Origin of the sequence: Cellvibrio mixtus subsp. mixtus J3-8, assembly GCF_000766945.1 — a bacterium.
In the GTDB taxonomy this organism is placed as follows: Bacteria; Pseudomonadota; Gammaproteobacteria; order Pseudomonadales; family Cellvibrionaceae; genus Cellvibrio; species Cellvibrio mixtus_A.
In genome coordinates this window covers 171,998-193,195 of the sequence record NZ_KN266211.1, presented here as the reverse complement: position 1 = coordinate 193,195, position 21,198 = coordinate 171,998, and the positions used below count along the sequence as shown (strand labels likewise).

At 51.0% G+C, this 21,198-nt stretch carries 14 protein-coding genes; 10 read left to right on the top strand and 4 right to left on the bottom strand.

The window, feature by feature from the left end:
• The first annotated feature begins 86 nt into the window (after positions 1–86).
• The 3 genes from A596_RS17000 (at position 87) to A596_RS16990 (ending at position 1,381) form a co-directional block, all read left to right on the top strand.
• On the top strand, positions 87–332 hold the full coding sequence (locus A596_RS17000) for an antitoxin (protein ID WP_039917143.1): 246 nt from the start codon (positions 87–89) through the stop codon (positions 330–332).
• A complete protein-coding gene (gene vapC, locus A596_RS16995; RefSeq protein ID WP_039916963.1) occupies positions 329–733 on the top strand; it encodes a type II toxin-antitoxin system tRNA(fMet)-specific endonuclease VapC in 405 nt (134 codons plus the stop codon). Before A596_RS17000 ends, vapC begins: the two co-directional genes overlap by 4 nt.
• 93 nt (positions 734–826) lie before the next feature.
• The gene (locus tag A596_RS16990) at positions 827–1,381 is read left to right on the top strand and encodes an outer membrane beta-barrel protein (protein WP_160280162.1); all 555 of its coding nucleotides are present in this window, start codon (positions 827–829) and stop codon (positions 1,379–1,381) included.
• A gap of 81 nt (positions 1,382–1,462) precedes the next feature.
• Here A596_RS16990 and A596_RS16985 read toward each other — a convergent pair whose 3' ends face one another.
• Positions 1,463–2,533, bottom strand: coding sequence for an acyltransferase (locus A596_RS16985; protein WP_052417621.1), 1,071 nt, complete (start codon positions 2,531–2,533; stop codon positions 1,463–1,465).
• Positions 2,521–3,996 (bottom strand): tRNA uracil 4-sulfurtransferase ThiI, encoded by a 1,476-nt coding sequence (gene thiI, locus A596_RS16980; protein WP_039916959.1) that lies wholly within the window; start codon positions 3,994–3,996, stop codon positions 2,521–2,523. The genes A596_RS16985 and thiI overlap by 13 nt, the downstream gene beginning before the upstream one ends.
• 178 nt (positions 3,997–4,174) lie before the next feature.
• On the opposite strand from thiI, the gene A596_RS16975 reads away from it, so the two are divergent.
• Together A596_RS16975 and A596_RS16970 are read left to right on the top strand one after the other, a co-directional pair.
• On the top strand, positions 4,175–5,800 hold the full coding sequence (locus A596_RS16975; protein WP_039916958.1) for a methyl-accepting chemotaxis protein: 1,626 nt from the start codon (positions 4,175–4,177) through the stop codon (positions 5,798–5,800).
• 95 nt (positions 5,801–5,895) lie between these two features.
• Positions 5,896–7,521: a methyl-accepting chemotaxis protein gene (locus A596_RS16970; RefSeq protein WP_039916956.1), complete on the top strand. Its 1,626-nt coding sequence runs from the start codon at positions 5,896–5,898 to the stop codon at positions 7,519–7,521.
• Between the two features lie 66 nt (positions 7,522–7,587).
• Here the strand turns inward: A596_RS16970 and A596_RS16965 are convergent, their stop codons facing one another.
• Positions 7,588–8,796, bottom strand: a complete 1,209-nt coding sequence (locus tag A596_RS16965; protein ID WP_039916953.1) for a cation:proton antiporter — start codon at positions 8,794–8,796, stop codon at positions 7,588–7,590.
• Between the two features lie 581 nt (positions 8,797–9,377).
• Here A596_RS16965 and glnA point away from each other — a divergent pair.
• Entirely contained in the window at positions 9,378–10,778 is a 1,401-nt protein-coding gene (glnA, locus tag A596_RS16960) for a type I glutamate--ammonia ligase (RefSeq protein ID WP_039916951.1), read from the top strand.
• A gap of 112 nt (positions 10,779–10,890) precedes the next feature.
• Here glnA and A596_RS16955 read toward each other — a convergent pair whose 3' ends face one another.
• On the bottom strand, positions 10,891–11,592 hold the full coding sequence (locus A596_RS16955) for a response regulator transcription factor (RefSeq protein ID WP_039916949.1): 702 nt from the start codon (positions 11,590–11,592) through the stop codon (positions 10,891–10,893).
• Here A596_RS16955 and A596_RS16950 point away from each other — a divergent pair.
• The 4 genes from A596_RS16950 to A596_RS16935 all read left to right on the top strand — a co-directional run bounded on the left by A596_RS16950 (position 11,543) and on the right by A596_RS16935 (position 21,053).
• Complete coding sequence (locus A596_RS16950) at positions 11,543–13,483, top strand: sensor histidine kinase (RefSeq protein ID WP_084128524.1); 1,941 nt, start codon at positions 11,543–11,545, stop codon at positions 13,481–13,483. The two genes, A596_RS16955 and A596_RS16950, sit on opposite strands and share 50 nt — an antisense overlap.
• 265 nt (positions 13,484–13,748) lie before the next feature.
• Entirely contained in the window at positions 13,749–14,135 is a 387-nt protein-coding gene (locus tag A596_RS16945; RefSeq protein ID WP_039916945.1) for a hypothetical protein, read from the top strand.
• Positions 14,136–14,167: 32 nt separating this feature from the next.
• Positions 14,168–20,371 (top strand): putative Ig domain-containing protein, encoded by a 6,204-nt coding sequence (locus A596_RS16940; protein WP_039916943.1) that lies wholly within the window; start codon positions 14,168–14,170, stop codon positions 20,369–20,371.
• Positions 20,372–20,516: 145 nt separating this feature from the next.
• Positions 20,517–21,053, top strand: a complete 537-nt coding sequence (locus A596_RS16935; protein ID WP_039916940.1) for a DUF4124 domain-containing protein — start codon at positions 20,517–20,519, stop codon at positions 21,051–21,053.
• The last annotated feature ends 145 nt before the right edge of the window (positions 21,054–21,198 follow it).

Genomic DNA, 21,198 nt, shown 5'->3' with positions numbered 1-21,198 from the left:
TGCATCTAATTGGTGAAAATTTAATCTGGCCGCATACTTTTTACATGTATATACTGCGCATATATACAAATAGAAAGGTTGCAATTATGGCCCTTGCCCGTGTTTTTCAGTCTGGTAATAGCCAAGCTGTCCGGCTACCAAAAGAGTTCCGTTTCGATGTGGATGAAGTAGAGATTTTTCGGCGCGGCGATGAGATAGTGCTACGCGCGGTTACTCCAAACGGAGCCGCTATTTTTGATGCGCTCGCCAGACTACCATCCGACTTTATGGAACAAGGCAGGGAAGATTCGCCACCACAAGATAGAGTGGGGCTTTTAAAGGATTTTTTATGAGCACCCGCTTTTTACTCGATACCAATATCTGCATTTATATCGCCAAATATAATCCACCCGCCGTGCGCGAACGTTTCCAGCAATATCCCGCCAACCAATTGGCAATGTCCATTGTGACGCTGGGCGAATTACGTTTCGGTGCGAAAAAAAGCCATTCCAAGGAACGTGCAATGACCATCATCGACGAACTTGCCAATCTGATCACCATTGCCGACCTCTGTGAGAACACAGCAAACCACTACGGCGATATTCGCGCATCACTCCAGAAATCCGGCCAATTAATTGGCAACAATGACTTATGGATCGCCGCCCATGCCCGCTCACAAAACTGGATTTTGGTCACTAATAAAGAAAAAGAATTTTTACGTGTAGATGGATTGAGTGTGGAGAATTGGGGGTAATGATACGAGCCTCAGGTTTACTTTGGATTACAAATGCCTAAAATGCGCGCACCTGCAAATAGAGGCAGGATTACCCATCAGGATGAAGCAATCATGAAAAAGCATTTTTTGGCAGCAGGCTTGTTAGCCGCTATGGCAGTTCCAGCATCAGCACAGGGTTTTTATCTTTTTGGTGATATTGGCAGAACGAAAATATCTTTAGATAACGGTGATTTCGAACTCAACACGTCAACCGATAACTTTTCTTTTGGTGCGGGTTACGTGCTGAATAAATTTATTTCGTTTGAAGTTGCTTCACGTGATCTCGGCAGTTTTATTGCGTATGAAGATCAATATCAAAAAAGCAAAGCAGAATTTTCTACCATTCAGGCTTCGTTAATCGCCACCTACCCCATTAATTCCAAATTCAGTGTTTTTGGCCATGCAGGTATTGCAGATCTGACTGGTGATGAAAAATACCAGGATTTTGAAAATCCTGAATACAACGAATCCAACTCTGAGTCTGAAAACAGATCCGTTTTCGGTTTTGGTGGAAATTATATAATTAACGATCATTTAAGCCTGCGTGCAGCCTATAGTCGTTATGCAAAATGGCAAGATGTAGTACAACTAACCACCATCACTGCCGGTGTAGTTTATACATTCTGATTTATTGTTCCGAAGCACTTAAAATGTGCGCATACTATGCGCACATTTTTGAAAGATGAAATAGTTGTTATCGCCGGGAGTTCAACCAACAATAAACTTACCCTTCGATTTAAATACATTCCGAACCAACACCGCAACTCCCGCCGAACCATAAAACTGCACAACAAATACTACGATAAAAACCAGCAAACTATTTCCTACACTAGCGACAGGAAATAAGGGTTTCATCGCCTCAAGTGCTGCAATATTTTCCACCAGGATCGTCAGCAGCGGATGAATAAAGAATATCGGAAAGCTTAACTCTGCCAGCCACTGTAAATGTTGTTGCAACCACAGCCAGCTTATATGGCGACAAAGTGCAAGCATGGCGATGCAGCCGAACAGCGTTTGGATAAATTGCAGGTCCCAGCCAGCGTAATGAAACGCGGCAGTGTGATAGTTGCCGATGTGTACCCACAGATAAGTTTGCGCGAGCGCGGTAACTGCAACCATCACCAACCCTGCAATCAACAACGCCACGTGCCAGCGACGCAGGGATTGCTCATACTGTGAAATTAAAATACCCAGCAAATAATAAGGTGTGAAATAAACCAGCGATTGCAAAAAATTGGAATTGGATTCCGGGCGATGCATTAATACAGCAATAAATGAAAAAAGAACCAGCAGACCGGTTTGCGTTATAAAATTTGTACGGATGTAGGCGAGATGCAGCGGCGAACACAAAAAGGTGAGAAAAATAAATGGAATGTACCAATGCGGGTAAAGTACATAACCATTGCGGAGCGTATACCATGCATTGAGGACATTCTGTTGCCAATCCAATCCGTCTTGCCACCAACCAAACATCCGCACGAATAAGGCAAATAATGAAATAACTAAAAACGGAATGAGCAGGGCCTTGGCTTTTTTCGCAATGAACTTCCTGTAATTAAAACGCGGATAGAAAACACGATGAAAAAAGAAACCGGAGATAAAAACGAACAAGCCAGTGCCGCCGCGCAACAGGTTTTCCAATAGTAACGGGAAAACCGGCTGCGCAAGAAAAATCGAATGCCCCAATACAATCAGGGCAATTGCCACTCCGCGCAGATAATCAAATTCAGCAAACCGCTCCTTCTGTGAATGTGGAACCACCAAACTCAAATCGCGCACGCACTCTTCGGTTCAGGGCGATATACCCCCACATTCAAATGGCCCGCATCTTTTAAATTCGCCGCATGCAATTGACTCATCACGCCTTTCTGGCAATACAAATAATATTGTTTGCTCATATCCATATTCGCGAAATGATTATTCAGCGAATAGAAAGGAATGGTTTTGATTTCAATTCCAGCCAGGTGCAAGGGATTGGAGTCCTGTTCATCAGGATGGCGGATGTCGATAACAATTTGGCCGGGATGAATATCGCCAACAACAGGAACCGATAAATCCGCATCCAGCTCATCGACAATCTCATCGATGTTTTGTGCACGACGTTCGGCAATGGCTTTTTCAAGCACAGCAAAATCAAAATTATTTTCTTCGCGCTCCACTTTATGCATGCGCGCCCTGGTGGTGGGATTTACCGAAATCACCCCGCAGTATTCCGGCATGCTTGCCGCAAAACTTTCGGTCCCGATTTTGCGCGAGATATTGATGATATCGCCTTTATCCATAGTCGAAAGAGGACGCAACACCAACATATCTATCGCGCGATCAATTGCATTTAAATTTATAAGCGTTTGGCTGGAAACCTGCGCCACACTTTCGCCGGTGACCAGCGCCGGGATTTCCAATGAGTCGGCAACTTGTTCAGCAGCGCGCAGCATCATGCGTTTGAGCACAACGCCCATGTAGGAGTTATCCACTTTTTCGAGGATTTCCCTAACAACATCTTCGAAGGGAACGGTAACAAATTTTACGCGATGGCTCGCACCGTATTTATTCCACAAATAATACGCAACTTCTTTCACACCGATTTCATGGGCGCGACCGCCAAGGTTAAAGAAGCAATAATGCGCACGCAGGCCGCGCTTAATACACAAGTACGTTGAAACCGTAGAATCAAAGCCACCGGAAATTAAGGACAATACCGGATCTTGCGCACCCAGCGGAAAACCACCCAAACCCTGGGTTTTACTGGTGAGTACCCACAGGCGCTCACCTTTAATTTCCAGCGGCACAATAATATCCGGCTTATGCAGGCTTACGCCTTTTGCATCAGAGTTATGCAGCAAACCGCCACCAACATATTGCTCCACTTCCACCGAACTGAACTCGTGTTTGCCAACCCGCCTTGCGCGCACGCAAAACGTTTTACCGGCTAACTGATCGCGCCAATGGCGCAAGGTGTTCTGAAAGATGGAATCAAGATCACCCAGGGGATAATCATGGATCAACGCAAAGTTGGCGATACCGGGCGTGCGTGCCAATACATCAGATACCTGCGCGGTAACCTGGGTATCCGCCTCCGGGCAGCGGATTTCGATCTTTTCCCAATCGCGCTGCACATCAATATCCACCCCCAGGTTCGCGAGCAGCACCCGCAGGTTGTCGCGCAATTGCTTGATGAACCTTTTGCGCACAGGAGGGCTTTTGATGATGATCTCGGGGAAAACTTTGACGATGAAATGCATAACTGGAACTGCCTGGAATGTAGGTGACTATAGCCACCCGTTGAAAAAGGCGGCGATTATAAACCAGCCCGCCCTCGCCGTGGCGCCAATTCACAACTGGCCGACCCTCCAATCCTGACCAATACTTGTACAACCCTTGTCGCAACTGCTCAAAAAACACCCACACACGGAGGACTTCATGTTATTACGGAACATCAAAATCGGGCATCGCCTAACTATCGCCTTTGGCCTCCTGGCACTAATTATTCTGTTGTTGGGTGTAGCCTCGTTACGCAATATCAACAAAATGCATGAAATGGAACGAAAAGTGGCCAACAACTGGGTACCCACGCTCGATGCGCTATCCAGGCTTAATCTCGCCCTCACCCGTTATCGCGTTGCCACATTGCGCGCGGTTGTGGACCCCAGTACGACCAACCTGGATTCGATGGAAGCGCGCTTCGGTACCCTGGAAGCTGATATCGCCAGCGCAGAAACTGCCTATGAGGAATTGGTCGACCAGTCCGATGACCGCGCAGCCTATGACCGGCTCCAGGCGGCGAAGCAGGAATATATGAGTTTGGCGAAGCAGGTCTTCGAGCTCTTGCGCAGCGGAAATCACGACCAGGCCCGGCAAATACTTGACCAGCAGGTTCACCCCCAGGGCGATGAGGTTACCCGCCACTTGCTGGACATTGGTGATTCAAGCACCAAAGGAGTGCAGGATGCTACTGCCCTATCCGATGAAGCCTACGAAAGCAGTCGCATGATCATCACCGCTGGCCTTGCAGTCAGCCTTATCGTAAGCATTTTGCTTGCCCTGATTACCACCCGCAGCATCACGCTGCCTATTGCTACTGCCGTATCTGCCACTGAGAAAGTAGCCACCGGTGATTTGACGCAACGTATTGACACCCATGGCAAGGATGAACCAGCCCGGCTTTTGACTGCACTCGCGGCAATGCAGGATAGCCTGCGCGGTGCGATCAGCCAGATCTCTGACTCCGCCACACAACTGGCCGCAGCCACTGAAGAATTGCATGCGGTAGCGGAAGATGCATCGCGCAACTTGCAAAACCAGAATGGTGAAATCCAGCAAGCGGCTTCGGCGATTACCGAAATGAGCGCCGCCGTCGATGAAGTTGCGCGCAACGCCACCCGCACAGCGGAAGACTCCAACAAGTCATCGCGCCTGGCCCACGAGGGGCGCGATAAAGTCCGGCAGACGATCCAGTCCATCGAAAACATGACCCACGAGTTCGCTAAAACCTCGCAGCAAATTGAAGGACTGGCGGAGGAATCCAAAGATATTGGCAAAGTGCTTGATGTCATTCGGGCTATCGCGGAACAGACCAATTTACTCGCGCTTAACGCCGCCATTGAAGCCGCACGCGCGGGCGAAGCCGGGCGCGGTTTTGCGGTGGTGGCCGATGAAGTCCGCGCACTGGCGCATCGCACCCAGGTTTCCACTCGGGAAATCGAGCAGATGGTTTCGAAGGTGCAGGCCGGTACCCAGGCCTCCGTAAACTCCATGCACGGCAGCGTTGAACATGCTCGCCAGACACTCGGTGTTGCCGAGCAAGCGGGGCAGGCACTGGAAGAGATTTACCACCAGGTTGGAAAGATCAGTGAACGCAATTTGCTGATTGCCAGTGCATCCGAAGAGCAGGCCGCAGTGGCGCGGGAGGTAGACCGCAATATCGTGAATATCAGCGATTTCTCCACACAATCCGCCGCCGGTGCCAACCAGACCAGTGCATCTGCCCAGGAACTGGCGCGGCTGGCGACGGATTTGAATAGCCTGGTAGCGAGGTTTGTGGTGTAACCGCGGGCCAGGCGTTCCCAATTGCCGATTCACTATTCGCTGCTATACCTAATTCCAAGCTGCAACCCTTTTAACGCCTGCGGAGTTACCTGCCAATGTTTATCAGAAACTTTAATTTAGGACCGCGTTTAACATTCGGATTCGGCATTTTAGCCGCAATCATTGTATTGCTCGGAGTATTTTCGTTATCGCAGCTCAACACCATCCAGGGAAATGTCATTGAGGTATCGAGGAATTGGCTACCCTCGGTAGAATCTGCTAACCGCCTTGATACCCTCATGACCCGCTACCGCATTTTTGTAGTGCGAATTTTACTTCCCTCCAGCACGGAAACTATCGCCAAAGACAAAGCTTTTTTAACTAGCATTGATAAAGAAATAAAAGACGAAGAACGCATTTACGAGGCACTGATATCGGAGCCTGGTGAAAGGGAGATATACAACACACTCCTGGAGAAACGCAGCAAATATGTTACCAATACCGAAAAAATGATTGCCCTCGTAAATGCTGGCGATGTGGCCAGCGCAAAAGTTATCCTCGATAACGATAATTTCACCCTGGCCCAGGAAATTGCTGATCTCTTGCAAAAGTTGAGCGATATAAACCATGAGGGCGCCTCAAAAAGCGCTGAAGCAGCCGACCAAATTTATACACACAGCCAAATGATGGTCGTAGCCAGTATTTTATTGTCTTTGCTCATCACCATTACATTGGCAATCATCGTCACACGAAGCATTACCCGACCCATCGCTTCCGCTGTTGCAGCCACCGAAACAGTGGCCGCAGGCGATTTAACGCAGCAGATAGATGTGCAAGGCAAAGATGAACCAGCACGATTGCTGGCGGCGATTGCGAGGATGCAACATAGTTTGCGCGGCGCGATCAGCCAGATCTCTGACTCCGCCATCCAACTGGCAGCGGCTACCGAAGAACTGCATGCAGTGGCCGAGGATTCATCGCGGAACCTGCAAAGCCAGAATGACGAAATACAGCAAGCCGCGTCAGCAATTACTGAAATGAGCGCCGCGGTAGATGAAGTTGCCCGTAACGCTACCGGCACGGCAGAGGCCTCCAACCAATCGGCCAGCCTTGCGCATGAGGGCCGCGATAAGGTCCAGCACACGGTGAATACCATTGAAAACATGACCCATGTATTTGCGAAGACTTCACAGCAAGTAGAAGGATTGGCGGAAGAATCCAAAGATATCGGTAAAGTGCTGGATGTTATCCGCGCAATCGCGGAACAAACCAATTTGCTTGCACTTAACGCCGCGATTGAAGCCGCGCGCGCAGGCGAAGCAGGACGAGGTTTTGCAGTTGTCGCCGATGAAGTTCGCGCATTGGCGCATCGCACCCAGGTATCAACCCGTGAAATAGAGGGTATGATTTCAAAGGTACAGGCGGGCACCCAGGCTACTGTAGATTCGATGCGCGGCAGTGTTGAACATGCACACCAGGCCCTGGAAATAGCAAACCAGGCCGGCATCGCCCTTGAAAATATCTATAAACAAGTCGGTAAAATCAGCGAGCGCAACTTATTAATCGCCAGCGCCTCGGAAGAGCAGGCAGCGGTGGCGCGGGAGGTGGACCGCAATATTGTGAATATCAGCGATTTCTCAACCCAATCCGCCGCCGGTGCCAACCAGACCAGCGCCTCCGCCCAGGAACTGGCGCGGCTGGCGTCGGGGTTAAATAGCCTGGTGGCGAGGTTTGTGGTGTAACGGTTGGCGGATCTAACAAGAGGTTTGGCAAATTAACAGGGCAGGCTGCAAACCTGCCCGTTAACGTCACCTGGAGCGGAATATCACTTCGCGCAACCGCGCCAGTTTTGGTGACACTACCGGTACGGTGAGCATGGTACTGGCGACCGCCATAATTAGCAGTGCGGTGAAGGTCTCACTGGTGATGATCTGCTTATCGAGCAATACGTTGGCGAAGATGATCATAATCAGCGCCTTGGTCTGTAACAGCCAACCGATGATCGAGGCTTCACCTTTTTCCCACTTCAGGATTTTGCCCGCCGCGTGAACGCCCACCAGCTTGCCCGAGACCGAGGCAACCAACAGGATTGCCGCTGCGATAAATACTGTGGAACCGCCGACTTCCCAATTGGTGCGCAGGCCGGTACTGAGGAAGAACACCGGCATAATGATCATCAATACGAAGTGGCGCAGCTTGTCCATATCCTCCTGGTTAAACCAGTGCGCATCCATCACGGCTCCAGCAAGGAACGCCCCCACCATAAAGTGCAAACCGGCCCAGTCAGCGGCCAATCCGCACAACGCCAGCCAGATAAAACCTGAATACCAACGGTCTTTCTCCGGGATAGCAACCATGAGCTTGCGAAACGCGTAGCTTGCCGCCGCAAACCCTACCAGGAACATCCCCTGGCGACCAACACGCTCCCAATCCAGCAGGATCAGCGCCAATACACCCCAGATTGCGATATCGTCCAGGCTCGCATAACGCAAGATACGTTGGCCGATAGGCTGACGCAGGATCTCAAGCTTCTCCATGAGCAAAATCAAAATAGGCAGGGCAGTAACCGCACACGCCATCCCTACCCCAAGGATAAATTGCCATGTCATGCCTTTTGGCCCCATCCAGCCATCGCTAAATGACATCAGCACGACGGCGGCAGCGCAGCCAAACAGTAGCGGCGTACCCAATGCCAATCCGGCGGTGATTCCACTTTCACGCTTATATTCCCATGCCTTTTTCAGGTCGAGTTCGATACCCGCGATCCACACAAAGATCATCACAGCCCACCAGGCGATACCGTTGAGGGACTTGATGACGTCCGGGTTGAAAACAAAGGTGTAGTATTCGGGAAATGCGTTACCCAAAACGCCTGGGCCAAGGACGATCCCCATAATAATTTGTACGACCACCAATGGTGCCCAGTAGTCTGTTCGCCCCAGGCGCCAGATCAGATAGGGAATCGTAAAGATGATCACCATCGCGATCAGGAATATTTCTGTAGTCGTCATGTGCATTTTTTTCGCCTTCGATTTTTTATTGCTATTGTCTGTTTTTATTGCGCCGTTATAGCCGCGCGGCGCAGGCTACAGCGATTTGGCGCGCCACTCGAACGGATTCCTATAGATATTCACTATAGGTCGCGCGCTAAAAACCAATCATGGGGATAAGGGCTGGAGGAGTTCCATGGGAAAGAGGGCTATAGCCATAAAAAATGATGCAAATTGGAGCACGCAACTGGCAAACTAGCGCTCGCGTTTCCGGGAGGCAAATAAGGCTGTCTTAAGGCGCCAACAAATGAATCAAAAAGGTGCACAACCAGAATTCAATGCATTTATTTGGTGCAACCACATTAAAAACCAATGCTCCTTATTGCTGAAAAGCCTTATTTTTAAAGGCTTGTTGCTATTTATTTTAAATGGCATATATTTTGCCCCTTTTCTGACACCCTAGTCTTGCCCTGCTCACCGAAATGAGTCGCGAGCCCGGATGAAGTGGGGAAAATTTCCAGGTAAATCGCCCTTCGGGTTGTTTATCGACCGCACAACAATTTTTCATAATCCGTAGCCTTCGGGCTATTACAACTTGGAGGCATTCAATGTCTAAGACTTTAGACCTGATCAAAGAACACGAAGCTCGCTGGATTGATTTGCGCTTCACCGATTTCAAAGGTAAAGAGCAACACGTGACTTTCCCATCAAGCGTTGTTAACGATAGCTTCTTCGTTGATGGCAAGATGTTCGACGGTTCTTCTATCGGTGGCTGGAAAGGCATTAACGACTCAGACATGATCCTGATGCCAGACGATTCAACGGCTGTTCTGGACCCTTTCTACGACGAAGCGACCATCAACGTTCGTTGTAACATTGTTGAACCTGCAACCATGCAAGGTTACGACCGCGACCCACGCTCTATCGGCCTGCGCGCTGAAGAATACCTGAAATCAACTGGCCTGGGCGACGTAGCATTGTTTGGTCCAGAGCCAGAATTCTTCATCTTCGACAGCGTTCATTTCCACTCAGGTATGGGCGGCGCTTTCTACAAGATCAAATCTGAAGAAGCTGCATGGCAATCAGGTGACGACATCGAAGGTAAACACGGCCACGCTCCACGCGTAAAAGGCGGTTACTTCCCGGTTGCTCCAATCGACTCACTGCACGACATCCGTGGCGCTATGTGTAACGCGATGGAAGCAATGGGCCTGGAAATCGAAATCCATCACCACGAAGTTGCTAACGCCGGCCAGTGTGAAATCGGCGTAGGCGCTAACACCCTGGTTAAGAAAGCGGACGAAGTACAGATCCTCAAGTACTGCGTACACAACGTTGCCCACCAATACGGTAAAACCGCTACCTTTATGCCGAAGCCTTTGATCGGTGATAACGGTTCAGGTATGCACGTTCACCAGTCTTTCTCTAAAAACGGCAAAAACCAATTCGCTGGCGACGCTTACGCTGGTTTGTCTGAAACTGCCCTGTACTATGTTGGCGGTATCATCAAGCACGCTAAAGCACTGAACGCTTTCTGTAATGCGTCTACCAACTCTTACAAGCGTTTGGTTCCAGGCTTCGAAGCGCCAGTAATGCTGGCTTACTCTGCACGTAACCGTTCAGCGTCTATCCGTATTCCTTACACTGTTGGCGAAAAAGCCAAGCGTATCGAAACTCGTTTCCCGGACCCAACGGCTAACCCATACCTGTGCTTCGCGGCATTGTTGATGGCGGGTATCGATGGTGTTCAGAACAAGATCCATCCAGGCGAGCCAGCAACCAAAGACCTGTACGATCTGGAGCCGGAAGAAGAAGCGCTGATTCCACAAGTGTGTGCGTCTCTGGAAGAAGCATTGGCTAACCTGGAAGCAGACCACGACTTCCTGTTGGCTGGCGGTGTATTCTCCAAAGACTTCATCGATGCTTACATTGCATTGAAGAAAGAAGAAATCCAACGCGTTAACATGACTCCGCACCCGGTAGAGTTCGAACTGTACTACAGCGTGTAATACAGTGAACTGCTCCTCCGGGAGCAGTAAAAAACCCCGTAATACTCGGTATTACGGGGTTTTTTTATGATTGGTGAAACTTGTTGGGCTCGCTGATCAGGGCATTGGCAGATCAATCCCCCGCCCGGCGATTGCCAGCAAAGGTATAACCCTTATTGCGCAAGGTATGGATGGGAAGGTTTACACCAGCTTCCTTTTTTGCCTTACTGCGCAACCGGCTCAATATGCTATCGAGCCTGCGCGTATCGTCCTGACCGCTACCCGGGGGCAGGCAGTCGCACAACGCATCCCGGGTGATGGGCTGCCCTTGTTGTTCAAGCAAGGCTTTTAACAGTGATGATTCGGTAACGGTCAGGGAGATGCGCGCCAGGTTCGGACAAATCAGCTCAAGTGACTGTTGATCAAGTTGCCAGGCAGCCAGCGACTGGGCTGGCAGGTGCTGCGCCAGACGCAATTGCAGGTGGCCGATAGTCGCCCGCAGTTCTTTAAGGTTAATAGGTTTAATCAGGTAGGCATCGGCACCGGCAGTAATGCCTTCGATACGATCCTCCACATGACCACGTGCAGTGACCATGACAATACCCAACTTTAAGCCATACTGTTTGCGCAATTCACGGGCGGCATCAAGTCCATCGCCATCAGGCAGAGTGAGATCAAGCAACAATATGTTCCATGATTCGTTACGCAGAGCTTGCGCCATTTCCTGTACGCCGCCCGCGCTACCCACTTCAAAATTACAAAACTTCAGGTAATCAACGATTTCTATGCGTAAATCAGGATTGTCTTCAACAACGAGAACACGAGGCACAACCATACTCGGAAACCTTGCTTACAGTATTGTGGGCATTTTTTTAGCCACATTTCTCAGCATCTGTTCCGCTCACGCCCAAGGCGCGCCAGCTACCTCATCGATTAATATCCTTCCTTACGCAGAACACATTGTTGAAAATTGCGCCAAACATCCGCTAATTCTAGAGGACGTTTTACGTCTAGGCCAGCCCTCTTATAAGACCAATGACAAATCTCATAACAAAAAATTCTCTTTTGGTTATACCGCATGTGAACAATGGTTTCGCTGGAAACTGGAAATAAGGCCCGAACAAGCAGGAACCTGGTGGTTGCAAATCGCGCCGACATTCCTTGATTCAGTAAAAGTCTATGTCCCTCGGGCAGATGGCAGTTACCAGGAAATACGCACCGGTGACCATGTTCCAAATACAGAGCGGGTGATGCGTTCCCGGCAATTTTTGATACCGCTGGAGCTGTCCAGCGAACATAGTGCGTATTATTACGTGCAAGTCCGGACATCCAGTACGCTCACACTCGGCATGACCCTGTGGAAACCAGAGGCTTACATCAACGCCGCCGCACAAGAAAATACCCTTTATGGTGTCCTCTTCGGGTTGACGCTCACCGCTATAGTGATTTGCCTGATTGGCGGCGGCTGGTTCAAAGAACCGTTCTATTTCGTGATGGCCGCCTTTTTGTTCTGCAACGGGCTATCGCACTTTACAGTCAATGGTTTCGATCAGTTTCTGCTGTACCCGGATAACACCCAATGGCCGGACAGGATGCTCAGCTTCAGCGCCTTTGCAGCAGGGTTATCCGGTGTAAGTTTGTATCTCGTCTTTCTGCAACCGAAACCCTACTACCCCCGGTTCACCATTTTCTGCTGGGGAGTTGCCACGCTGAGCGGAACTGGCGCACTGGCCAGCTTATTAGGATTTCCCTCGCCACTCATGTCAGGGGTTGGTGCCATTCTCGTTCTGGGTTCAATGTTCGTTTTGACCTTACTGATGATCAAACACCGGCTCATTCCCGCACTCTTGATGCTGATTTTATTTTTACCGCAAGTCCTGACCTTGTTTTTGCAAATCGCACGTAATTTTTCCTTGCTGCCGATGACGTTCTGGACTACCCATGTGTGGGCGATTATGTCGATGCTGCAAATTCCATTTGTGGCGTTGGTCGTAATGTTGCGCGTGCGCGCACAGGAAAAAGCCTATTTGATTGAACAGGAAAAAACGCGTTTGCATCGCGATCTGTTCAGTATGGTCGCACACGAATTGCGCACGCCCCTGGCTGTCGTCAGTTCAGCCATAGCCAATATCGAATTACAAACCGCAGAATCAAACCCTGAACTAGCACCGCGCTTCCTGCGCGCTAACCTGGGATTATCCCGACTCAATAGCCTTATTGATAACGCCCTGGCGGAAGATCGTTTATTGGACAAAGGCATCCAGTTGCAACACCAATGGATAACCATGGATTTATTTCTGGCGCAATTGCGTGAATTGCGTGCAGTGGAACCGCCACATTCATTAAAACTGAATTTGCAGGATGCCTACGAAACCCTGTATGCCGATCCACATTGGCTCGGCATTGCGATTTTGAATTTGCTCGACAATGCGATTAAATATTCGCCGGCGGGAGGGCTCATCCAGGTGAATGTCACAACTGAAAACAATATGACGGCGATTGCAATAGTGGATAACGGGATTGGAATCCCGGCGGACGCCGCTACAAAAATTTTTGATAAATTTTATCGCGCTGACAATGCTACTGCGTTGCGCGGTGTATCCGGTATCGGATTAGGCCTATCGCTGGTACAGACAATAGTTACACTTCACAACGGTCAATTAACTTATCACCCCAATCCCGTTGGCGGCTCTATTTTTACGATTTACCTTCCCTCTGTTTTATAAAATTTCCCTGCCAAATTTTATAAAAAAGCAACCATTTTTACACACCGCAAGAAAATGCAAGATTGCGCAAGGTAACGCAAGAAATCGAAAGAAAACGCAATAAATCCCGCCAAAACCCCTGACTATACTCGCGGGGCAGATGAACTATTCGTCTGCCCGCGGCATGGTTTTGCCGTGTTTTTACCGGGAAAAGCTCGTCTTCGTTTTTGTAGCGCCTAGCCAGCTTTGAACGGACTTTATTTTTTGAACAGGTTCGGTACTGGCTATGACAACAAGATTCCGTTTTTTTCCGCCGCGTTTTTTTTATTTCCTCACATTACTCAGTGCAACCTCAACAGTGCATGCCAATGAATGGCAACAACAAAGCGTCCCCATGGTTGGAGTGCAAAATTATTTTATGGAGCGCTGCATAGAATTTGGCGCTGGGAAAAAAGTTGAGTTCAGTTTTTCATCGCAACACGCCGTGAATTTCGATGTTCATTACCACCCCGGCAATTCCATCGCTTTCAAAATTAAAAAAGACAACATCAACGCATTGAGCGATGAGTTCACCAGTGAGGCGGTGAGCAATTACTGCTTTACCTGGAGTAATCCCGCAGACGTGGGTAGCGATTGGAACATCCAGCTCAAATATCGCGTCGTCACCCAATAATCATTGATTTTATGTTCAGGAATTTCCCAGTTATGAGATCAAACGGTATTCGCAATTTATTTTCCATGGCGGCAGCGGGCTTTATGCTGGTCGCCACGCTGGCGCCGGCTAGCGCCTGGGCATCGCACTTTCGCGGCGGCTCCTTAACCTGGCAAACCAAAGACATTGATGGCAATGGCGGCAGGAACGATGTGGTGTTGACGATCAATACTGCATGGGGTGGCTTCGACAGCGCCGTTTCATTCCAGACATCGCCATCATTAACCTTCACGAAAATCGGCTCCAGTGATTACGTATGGGTCAACGGTACTAACTGGTCTGACTCTTCGTATGTATTGCGCACTGAAGTTTTCCACGCGCTGAATTTGAATTCAAACACAACCTATAACGTGGCGTTCGGCAGCAGCGCCCGTATTAGTAACCTGGTGAACAACGCTAACGGCGCCTGGAAAATCCAGACCAGTATTAATATCAGCGACGGCAACCTTGCGCCCAAAATTGATCTGCCGATCATTATGGATGTGCCCAAGCTGAAAACAGATGGAGTGACAGTGCTGACTGATTGGACTTACCAATTAAGTTCGCGCGACCCTAATTCTGACAAACTGCGCTATCGCCTGGCGAACCTTGATGAGCTGGGCGGCGGGGCATCAACTAACCCGGTCGGGCTTGCGATTAATCCCAATACCGGGGTGATTACCTGGGTGGGCTCGGGCTCCCTTGCAGACGGTCTCTACAGTGCCGGTATTGTTGCGGAGGATGTTGATGAAAACGGGCAGGTAAAATCAAAAACCCATGTGGATTTGATTTTTAACCTGGTCAATAAAGCGCAAGTTACCTTTTCCAATCCTGTTGGGGTTCCCAGAACCCGCAACGTCATCGTTGATAAAGGATCCAGCTATTCATTTTCCATCACCGGTTCGGCAATTGATACGCAGAGCCTGGGCAGTATCCAGGGCGCATTGACTGAACCGACACCGGATCAATATCTATTTACACCGGGTGCGATGGGCACCGGGCTGGACCCGGGTAGCTATCCGATTACCTTTGAAGTGCGCGATAGCAACGGCAACAGAAGTAATAATTATCTCGGTATTACCTTTATTGTTCCTGATCCAAACGCGCCGCGTATCCACAATCTTGAAGCCGATAGTGTGAATTACACTGGCACGATCCCTGTGCGGGTTGATGCCAACCAGGATGCACTTGTCACTGATGCCAATACCACCGATTTCCAGGGCGGCAAGTTGAAATTCAACGTTACCTTTACCGATGGCCAGCTTGAAGTACTGGGCGTTGATGCGGTGGGTGATGGCACAGGTGAAATCAACCGCGTTGGCAATACGATTTCCTATGAAGGCGTTGCAATCGGAACGGTACACCCGACCTTGAATGGCCAGGGCCGCGCATTACAAATCAATTTCACCGGCCCGACCAGTATCGATGCACTGCAAGCATTGGTACGTGCATTGACTTACCGCGATACGTTCGCGTTGCGTGAAGAGGGTGATCGTAATTTATCGTTGTTTGTGGAAGATCCGGACGGCCTTAGCTCATCCAACGATTTCTATGTCCATGTAGGCCCGCACCCGGATCGCGGCAATTATTCCGGTGCGCCCCTGGAAGCAGCCAACACTATTACGTTGGTGGAAGGCGACTCCATTGCATTAAGTAACGAAAACATCAGTTACGCCGATCCGGAAGGTGACCTCATTACCCTCACGGTGAGCAATGTCACCCATGGTCGCTTTGCATTTGTCAGTGCACCGGCCGTTGCCATTACCAGCTTCACACAGGATGACATCAACCTCGGACGCGTGGCGTTTGTGCATGATGGCAGTGAATCCGCTCCGTCTTACGACCTGGTTGCATCGGATGGCACCAACACAACCACCCCCAGCGCCGGCATAATTTACTTCACTAATGTCAATGACCAGGCGCCCGCCTTTAGCAACAGCCCACCCACCTCGGTTGTGGCCGGTACAGCTTACTCCTACATACCGACCATCACTGATGGCGACCTGGGCGATACCCACACGTTCAGTATTACCAATATGCCGTCATGGGCAAGTTTCGATACCACAACAGGTACATTGTCAGGCACTCCCGCTGGCAGCGATGCCGGTACATTTGCAAACATCAGTATCCGGGTAACCGACTCCGGTGGCCTCACGGCTGTGCGCGGTCCATTCAGCATCCTGGTGATCCAGGATACGGATAGCGATGGTGTTCCTGATGATGTTGAAACGACTGACGGCACCGATCCCGCCGATCCGACATCGTTCAAAGATACCGACGGCGACGGTGTACCGGATTATGTAGAAACACGTGATGGCACTGACCCCAACGATCCAACCTCCTTCAAGGATACCGACAACGACGGCATTCCCGATTACGTTGAAACCCATGATGGTACCGATCCAACTGATCCGACGTCCTTTAAGGACACCGATGGCGACGGTATTCCCGACTATATCGAAACCCTGGATGGCACTGACCCGACCAAAGCCGATACCGATGGCGACGGTGTACCGGACGGCCAGGAAAAAACTGATGGTACTGATCCAACCGACCCAACCGCATTTACCGATACGGACGGCGACGGTGTACCTGATTACGTAGAAACGCAGGATGGTACTGATCCAAACAATCCATCTTCTTACAAGGACAGCGACGGTGATGGCACTCCCGATTACGTTGAGGTTGTGAATGGCACAGATCCAACCATTGCTGAAGACTCCGACGGCGACGGCGTTCCTGACTACATCGAAGCGCGCGACGGCACCAACCCGGCTAATCCCAAATCATTCAAGGATTCCGATGGCGACGGCGTACCCGACTTTGTAGAAGTCCGCAACGGTACTGATCCGGCCAATCCCACATCGTTCAAAGACAGCGACGGCGATGGTGTACCGGATTACGTCGAAACCCGCGATGGCACTGACCCGGCCAATCCACAATCCCTCAAGGATTCCGACGGGGACGGCGTACCTGACTATACAGAAATCCGCGATGGTACCGATCCGGCCAATCCCACATCGTTCAAAGATAGCGACGGCGACGGCGTACCTGACTATGTAGAAATCCGCAACGGTACCGACCCGGCCAATCCCGCATCGTTCAAAGACAGCGACGGCGATGGTGTACCTGACTATGTAGAAATCCGCGACGGTACCGACCCGGCCAATCCCGCATCGTTCAAAGATAGCGACGGCGATGGGGTGCCGGATTACGTCGAAACCCGCGACGGTACTGACCCGGCCAATCCACAATCCTTCAAGGATTCCGATGGCGACGGCGTACCTGACTATGTAGAAGTCCGTGACGGTACCGACCCGGCCAATCCAAAGTCCTACAAAGACAGCGATAGTGACGGTGTGCCGGATTACGTGGAAGTGAATGTGGATAAAACCAACCCCAATGATCCTGCCTCTGCACAGGATAGCGACGGCGACGGTGTGCCTGACCATGTGGAAAAAGCCCAGGGGACCGATCCGAAAAACAAGCGCAGTTTCCTTGATACCGATGGCGACGGCGTGCCCGACTATGTAGAGGCGCGCGAGGGTACCAACCCGGCTGACCCTGCATCTTACAAAGACAGTGACGGTGATGGCGTACCGGATTATGTGGAAGTGAATCTGGATAACACAGATCCACTGGACCCGAAATCGGTAAGGGACAGCGATGGCGATGGCGTGCCTGACTATGTGGAAAAAGCCCAGGGCTCCGATCCGGAAAGCAATGAGGGTTTCCTCGATAGCGATGGTGACGGCGTGCCTGACTATATCGAAATCGCGGAAGGCACTGATCCCAAAAATCGCAACTCCTACAAAGACAGCGATGGCGATGGGGTACCCGATTATATTGAAACCCTGGTCGAGAAAACCAATCCGCAGGATGCTACTGACTTTGCGGATCTGGATGGCGACGGCATCCCGGATTACAAAGATACCGACAACGATAACGACGGCATTTCCGATAAAGACGAAGGCCGCGCGAGCAATCGCGATAGCGACGGCGACGGCATCCCCGATTACCTGGATCTGGACAGCGATAACGATGGTTTGGCCGATGCACTTGAAGGTAACGGCGACAGCGACGGCGACGGGCTTGCGGATTACATCGATAACGACAGCGATAACGACGGCATTCCGGATTATCTGGAATCGGCGCGTGATACCGACGGGGATGGCATACCGGATTACCGCGATCCTGATAGCGATGGTGACGGTGTACCGGATCGCATTGAAGCGGACATGATCCCGCTGAGCGGCATTGACAGTGACGGCGATGGTATCGACGATTTCCTCGACGTTGACCAGACCGGCGGCGCGGACAAAAACAACAACGGTATCGATGATGCGTTTGAACCGCGCGATAACGATGGCGATGGGGTGCCCAATTATCTCGACCGGGACAGTGACAACGACGGCATTGCCGACGGTGTTGAGGCCGGTGCGTCCGGTACTGACAGCGACGGCGATGGTATCGACGATGCGTTTGATGTCGACCAGACCGGCGGAACCGATGCTGACGGTGACGGTATCGATGACGCCGCCAAACCACGCGATAGCGATGGTGATGGCACGCCTGACTATCTGGATCTCGATAGCGACAACGATGGCATTTACGACGTGGTTGAAGCCGGCCTGCCCGATGAAAACGGTGATGGTATGGCCGATGGCGGCGCAATCACCACAACACCCCGTGACCGCAACAACAATGGCACTCCGGATTACCTGGACCTGGATAGCAATAGCGATGGCATCTTCGATGTGGTAGATGCAGGCCTCGGCCACTTCGATCAAAACAGCGATGGGCGTATCGATGACATCACCGATGTAGATGGCGATGGCATCCCGGACGTGATTGATTACGACATCGGCGCCTTTGGCGGCAGCCTCGACAGCGATGGCGATGGCATCCCCGACGCTGTGGATCGGGACGATGATAATGATGGTATTCCGGACTGGGTTGAGAATGGCTTCAATTCCCCGACCGATACCGGACCGGACCGCGATAGCGATGGCGACGGCATTCCTGACCGCCTGGACCTGGACAGCGATAACGATGGCATTCCGGACATTATCGAAAGCGGCCTGCGCTTCCTGACCGACACAAACCGCGATGGACGTATCGATAATGTTATCGATAGCGACCGTAACGGCTTGCACGATGCCATCGACCTGCTGCAACGCGCACTCGACACTGACCGCGACGGCACGCCTGACTTCCAGGATCTGGACAGTGACGGTGACGGTATTTGGGACTTGGTTGAAGCCGGTGTAGCACGCGCACTGGATACCAACAACGACGGTCGCATTGATGTGTTTATCGACCTGGATCGCGACGGTATTGCAGACAGTGTGGATGCGCTTGTTGCCGGTGGCACGGCGGGAACACCACCATCAATCCGCGATACCGACGGCGATGGCACTCCCGATTACCTTGACCTTGATAGCGATAACGACGGTTTCCCGGATAGCCTGGAAAACGGCGACTTTAACAACGATGGCATTCCGGATAGCGAACAGAACGCCGGTGATCTGAAAACAGCAGTAGAAGGGGGAGGTTCAATGAATATCTGGTTGTTATCCCTGTTGGGATTATTTGCCCTGGCCAAAAAACGCGCAACCCGCCACGGCCGCACTGCGGTGGTGATGGTCGCGGGTGGGTTGTGCAGCGTGCCGGCTACGCAAGCTGCCACCGCAGACTGTGGTGCGAATGGTTATGACATCGGCAGTTGCTGGTATGTCGGAGCAGGTTTTGGCATTTCTCGCCTGGCACCCGAAGGTCGGGTCAATGGCTGGGGCGTGGATGACACCTCCAGCAACGGTGCCGGGATATACCTCGGTCAATACCTCACCCCACACTGGTTTTGGGAACTTAAGTATGCGGATGCCGGCGAAGCATCCCTGAGCAACCTTAACCCGCGTTTGACCGAGGCAATTCCGGATGCAGCGGTTGAATATAAGATTCCCTCATTGATGGCAGGCTATGTGCTCTGGGGTGGCACCAATGTAGATGTGTTTATCAAAGCGGGGGTTTCCGCGATTGCTACCAAAGCCTCAGATCGCCGCATTGGCCAACGGGCACAAACCTCCACCCAATTGGCGGTGGGAGCCGGTATGAATTACACCTTTGCCGATAGCCCCTGGCAATTAAATCTGGTGTTGGATAGTTATGATCGCGATGCCCGTGTCGTTTCATTTGGCATCTCGCGACATTTCAATTAACGATCAATCCAGTATGACCAGGAAAGTGACCTGACCCGCTTTCCTGCATTTCAATCCCGAAAAAGCCCGCGATAAGAACATTGCGGGCTTTTTCTTTGCCCACGGTAAGGCTACTCTTTGGTAATAGCGTTGCAGGATTAATGTCATGCGTATCTTCTTATTATGTTTACTGTTGTTGGCTCCCTGGGTGGCCGCCGATATTTATAAAACTGTCGATAAAGACGGACGCGTGATCTATACCGATAAACCCAAAGATGAAAAAGCCCGGAAGCTGGAACTGCGCGATATCAACACGACGCCATCACCGGAACCACTGCCGGATTCCACCGCAGTAGATTCCTTTCAATCCCGGCCCGCCGCAATCAGCTACCAGATTGACATCATCAGCCCGCGCCAGGACGTCATCATTCCCATTGGCCAGCGCGACCTGGCAATTGCAATCAACGTGACTCCCGCACTGCGCGGGGATCATCTCCTGGTGTATTTCATGGATGGTGAATTGCTAGAGGAAACCACGACCAATAACATTATCGTGAAAGACGTTCCCCGCGGAACCCATACCATTGTCGTGGAAGCAATCGACCCCGGTGGTCAATCATTGGGCACGTCAGCGCCCGTTTCGGTGAGCGTTATGCGCCCAGTCATCAAAAAACCTGCCCCACCAGCGCCCACGCCGCGCTAAATGCACCAAATTGGTGCTATGATTTTCCTCAAAATCCCCATAATGGACACCTTTACCAGCAAAATCCGCTAAATCAGGCGGTTTTCCCACTTGGTTTGGTTTTTGCAGTAAGCCATATGCCCATTGTCGAGGCGTTCAGGAGAGC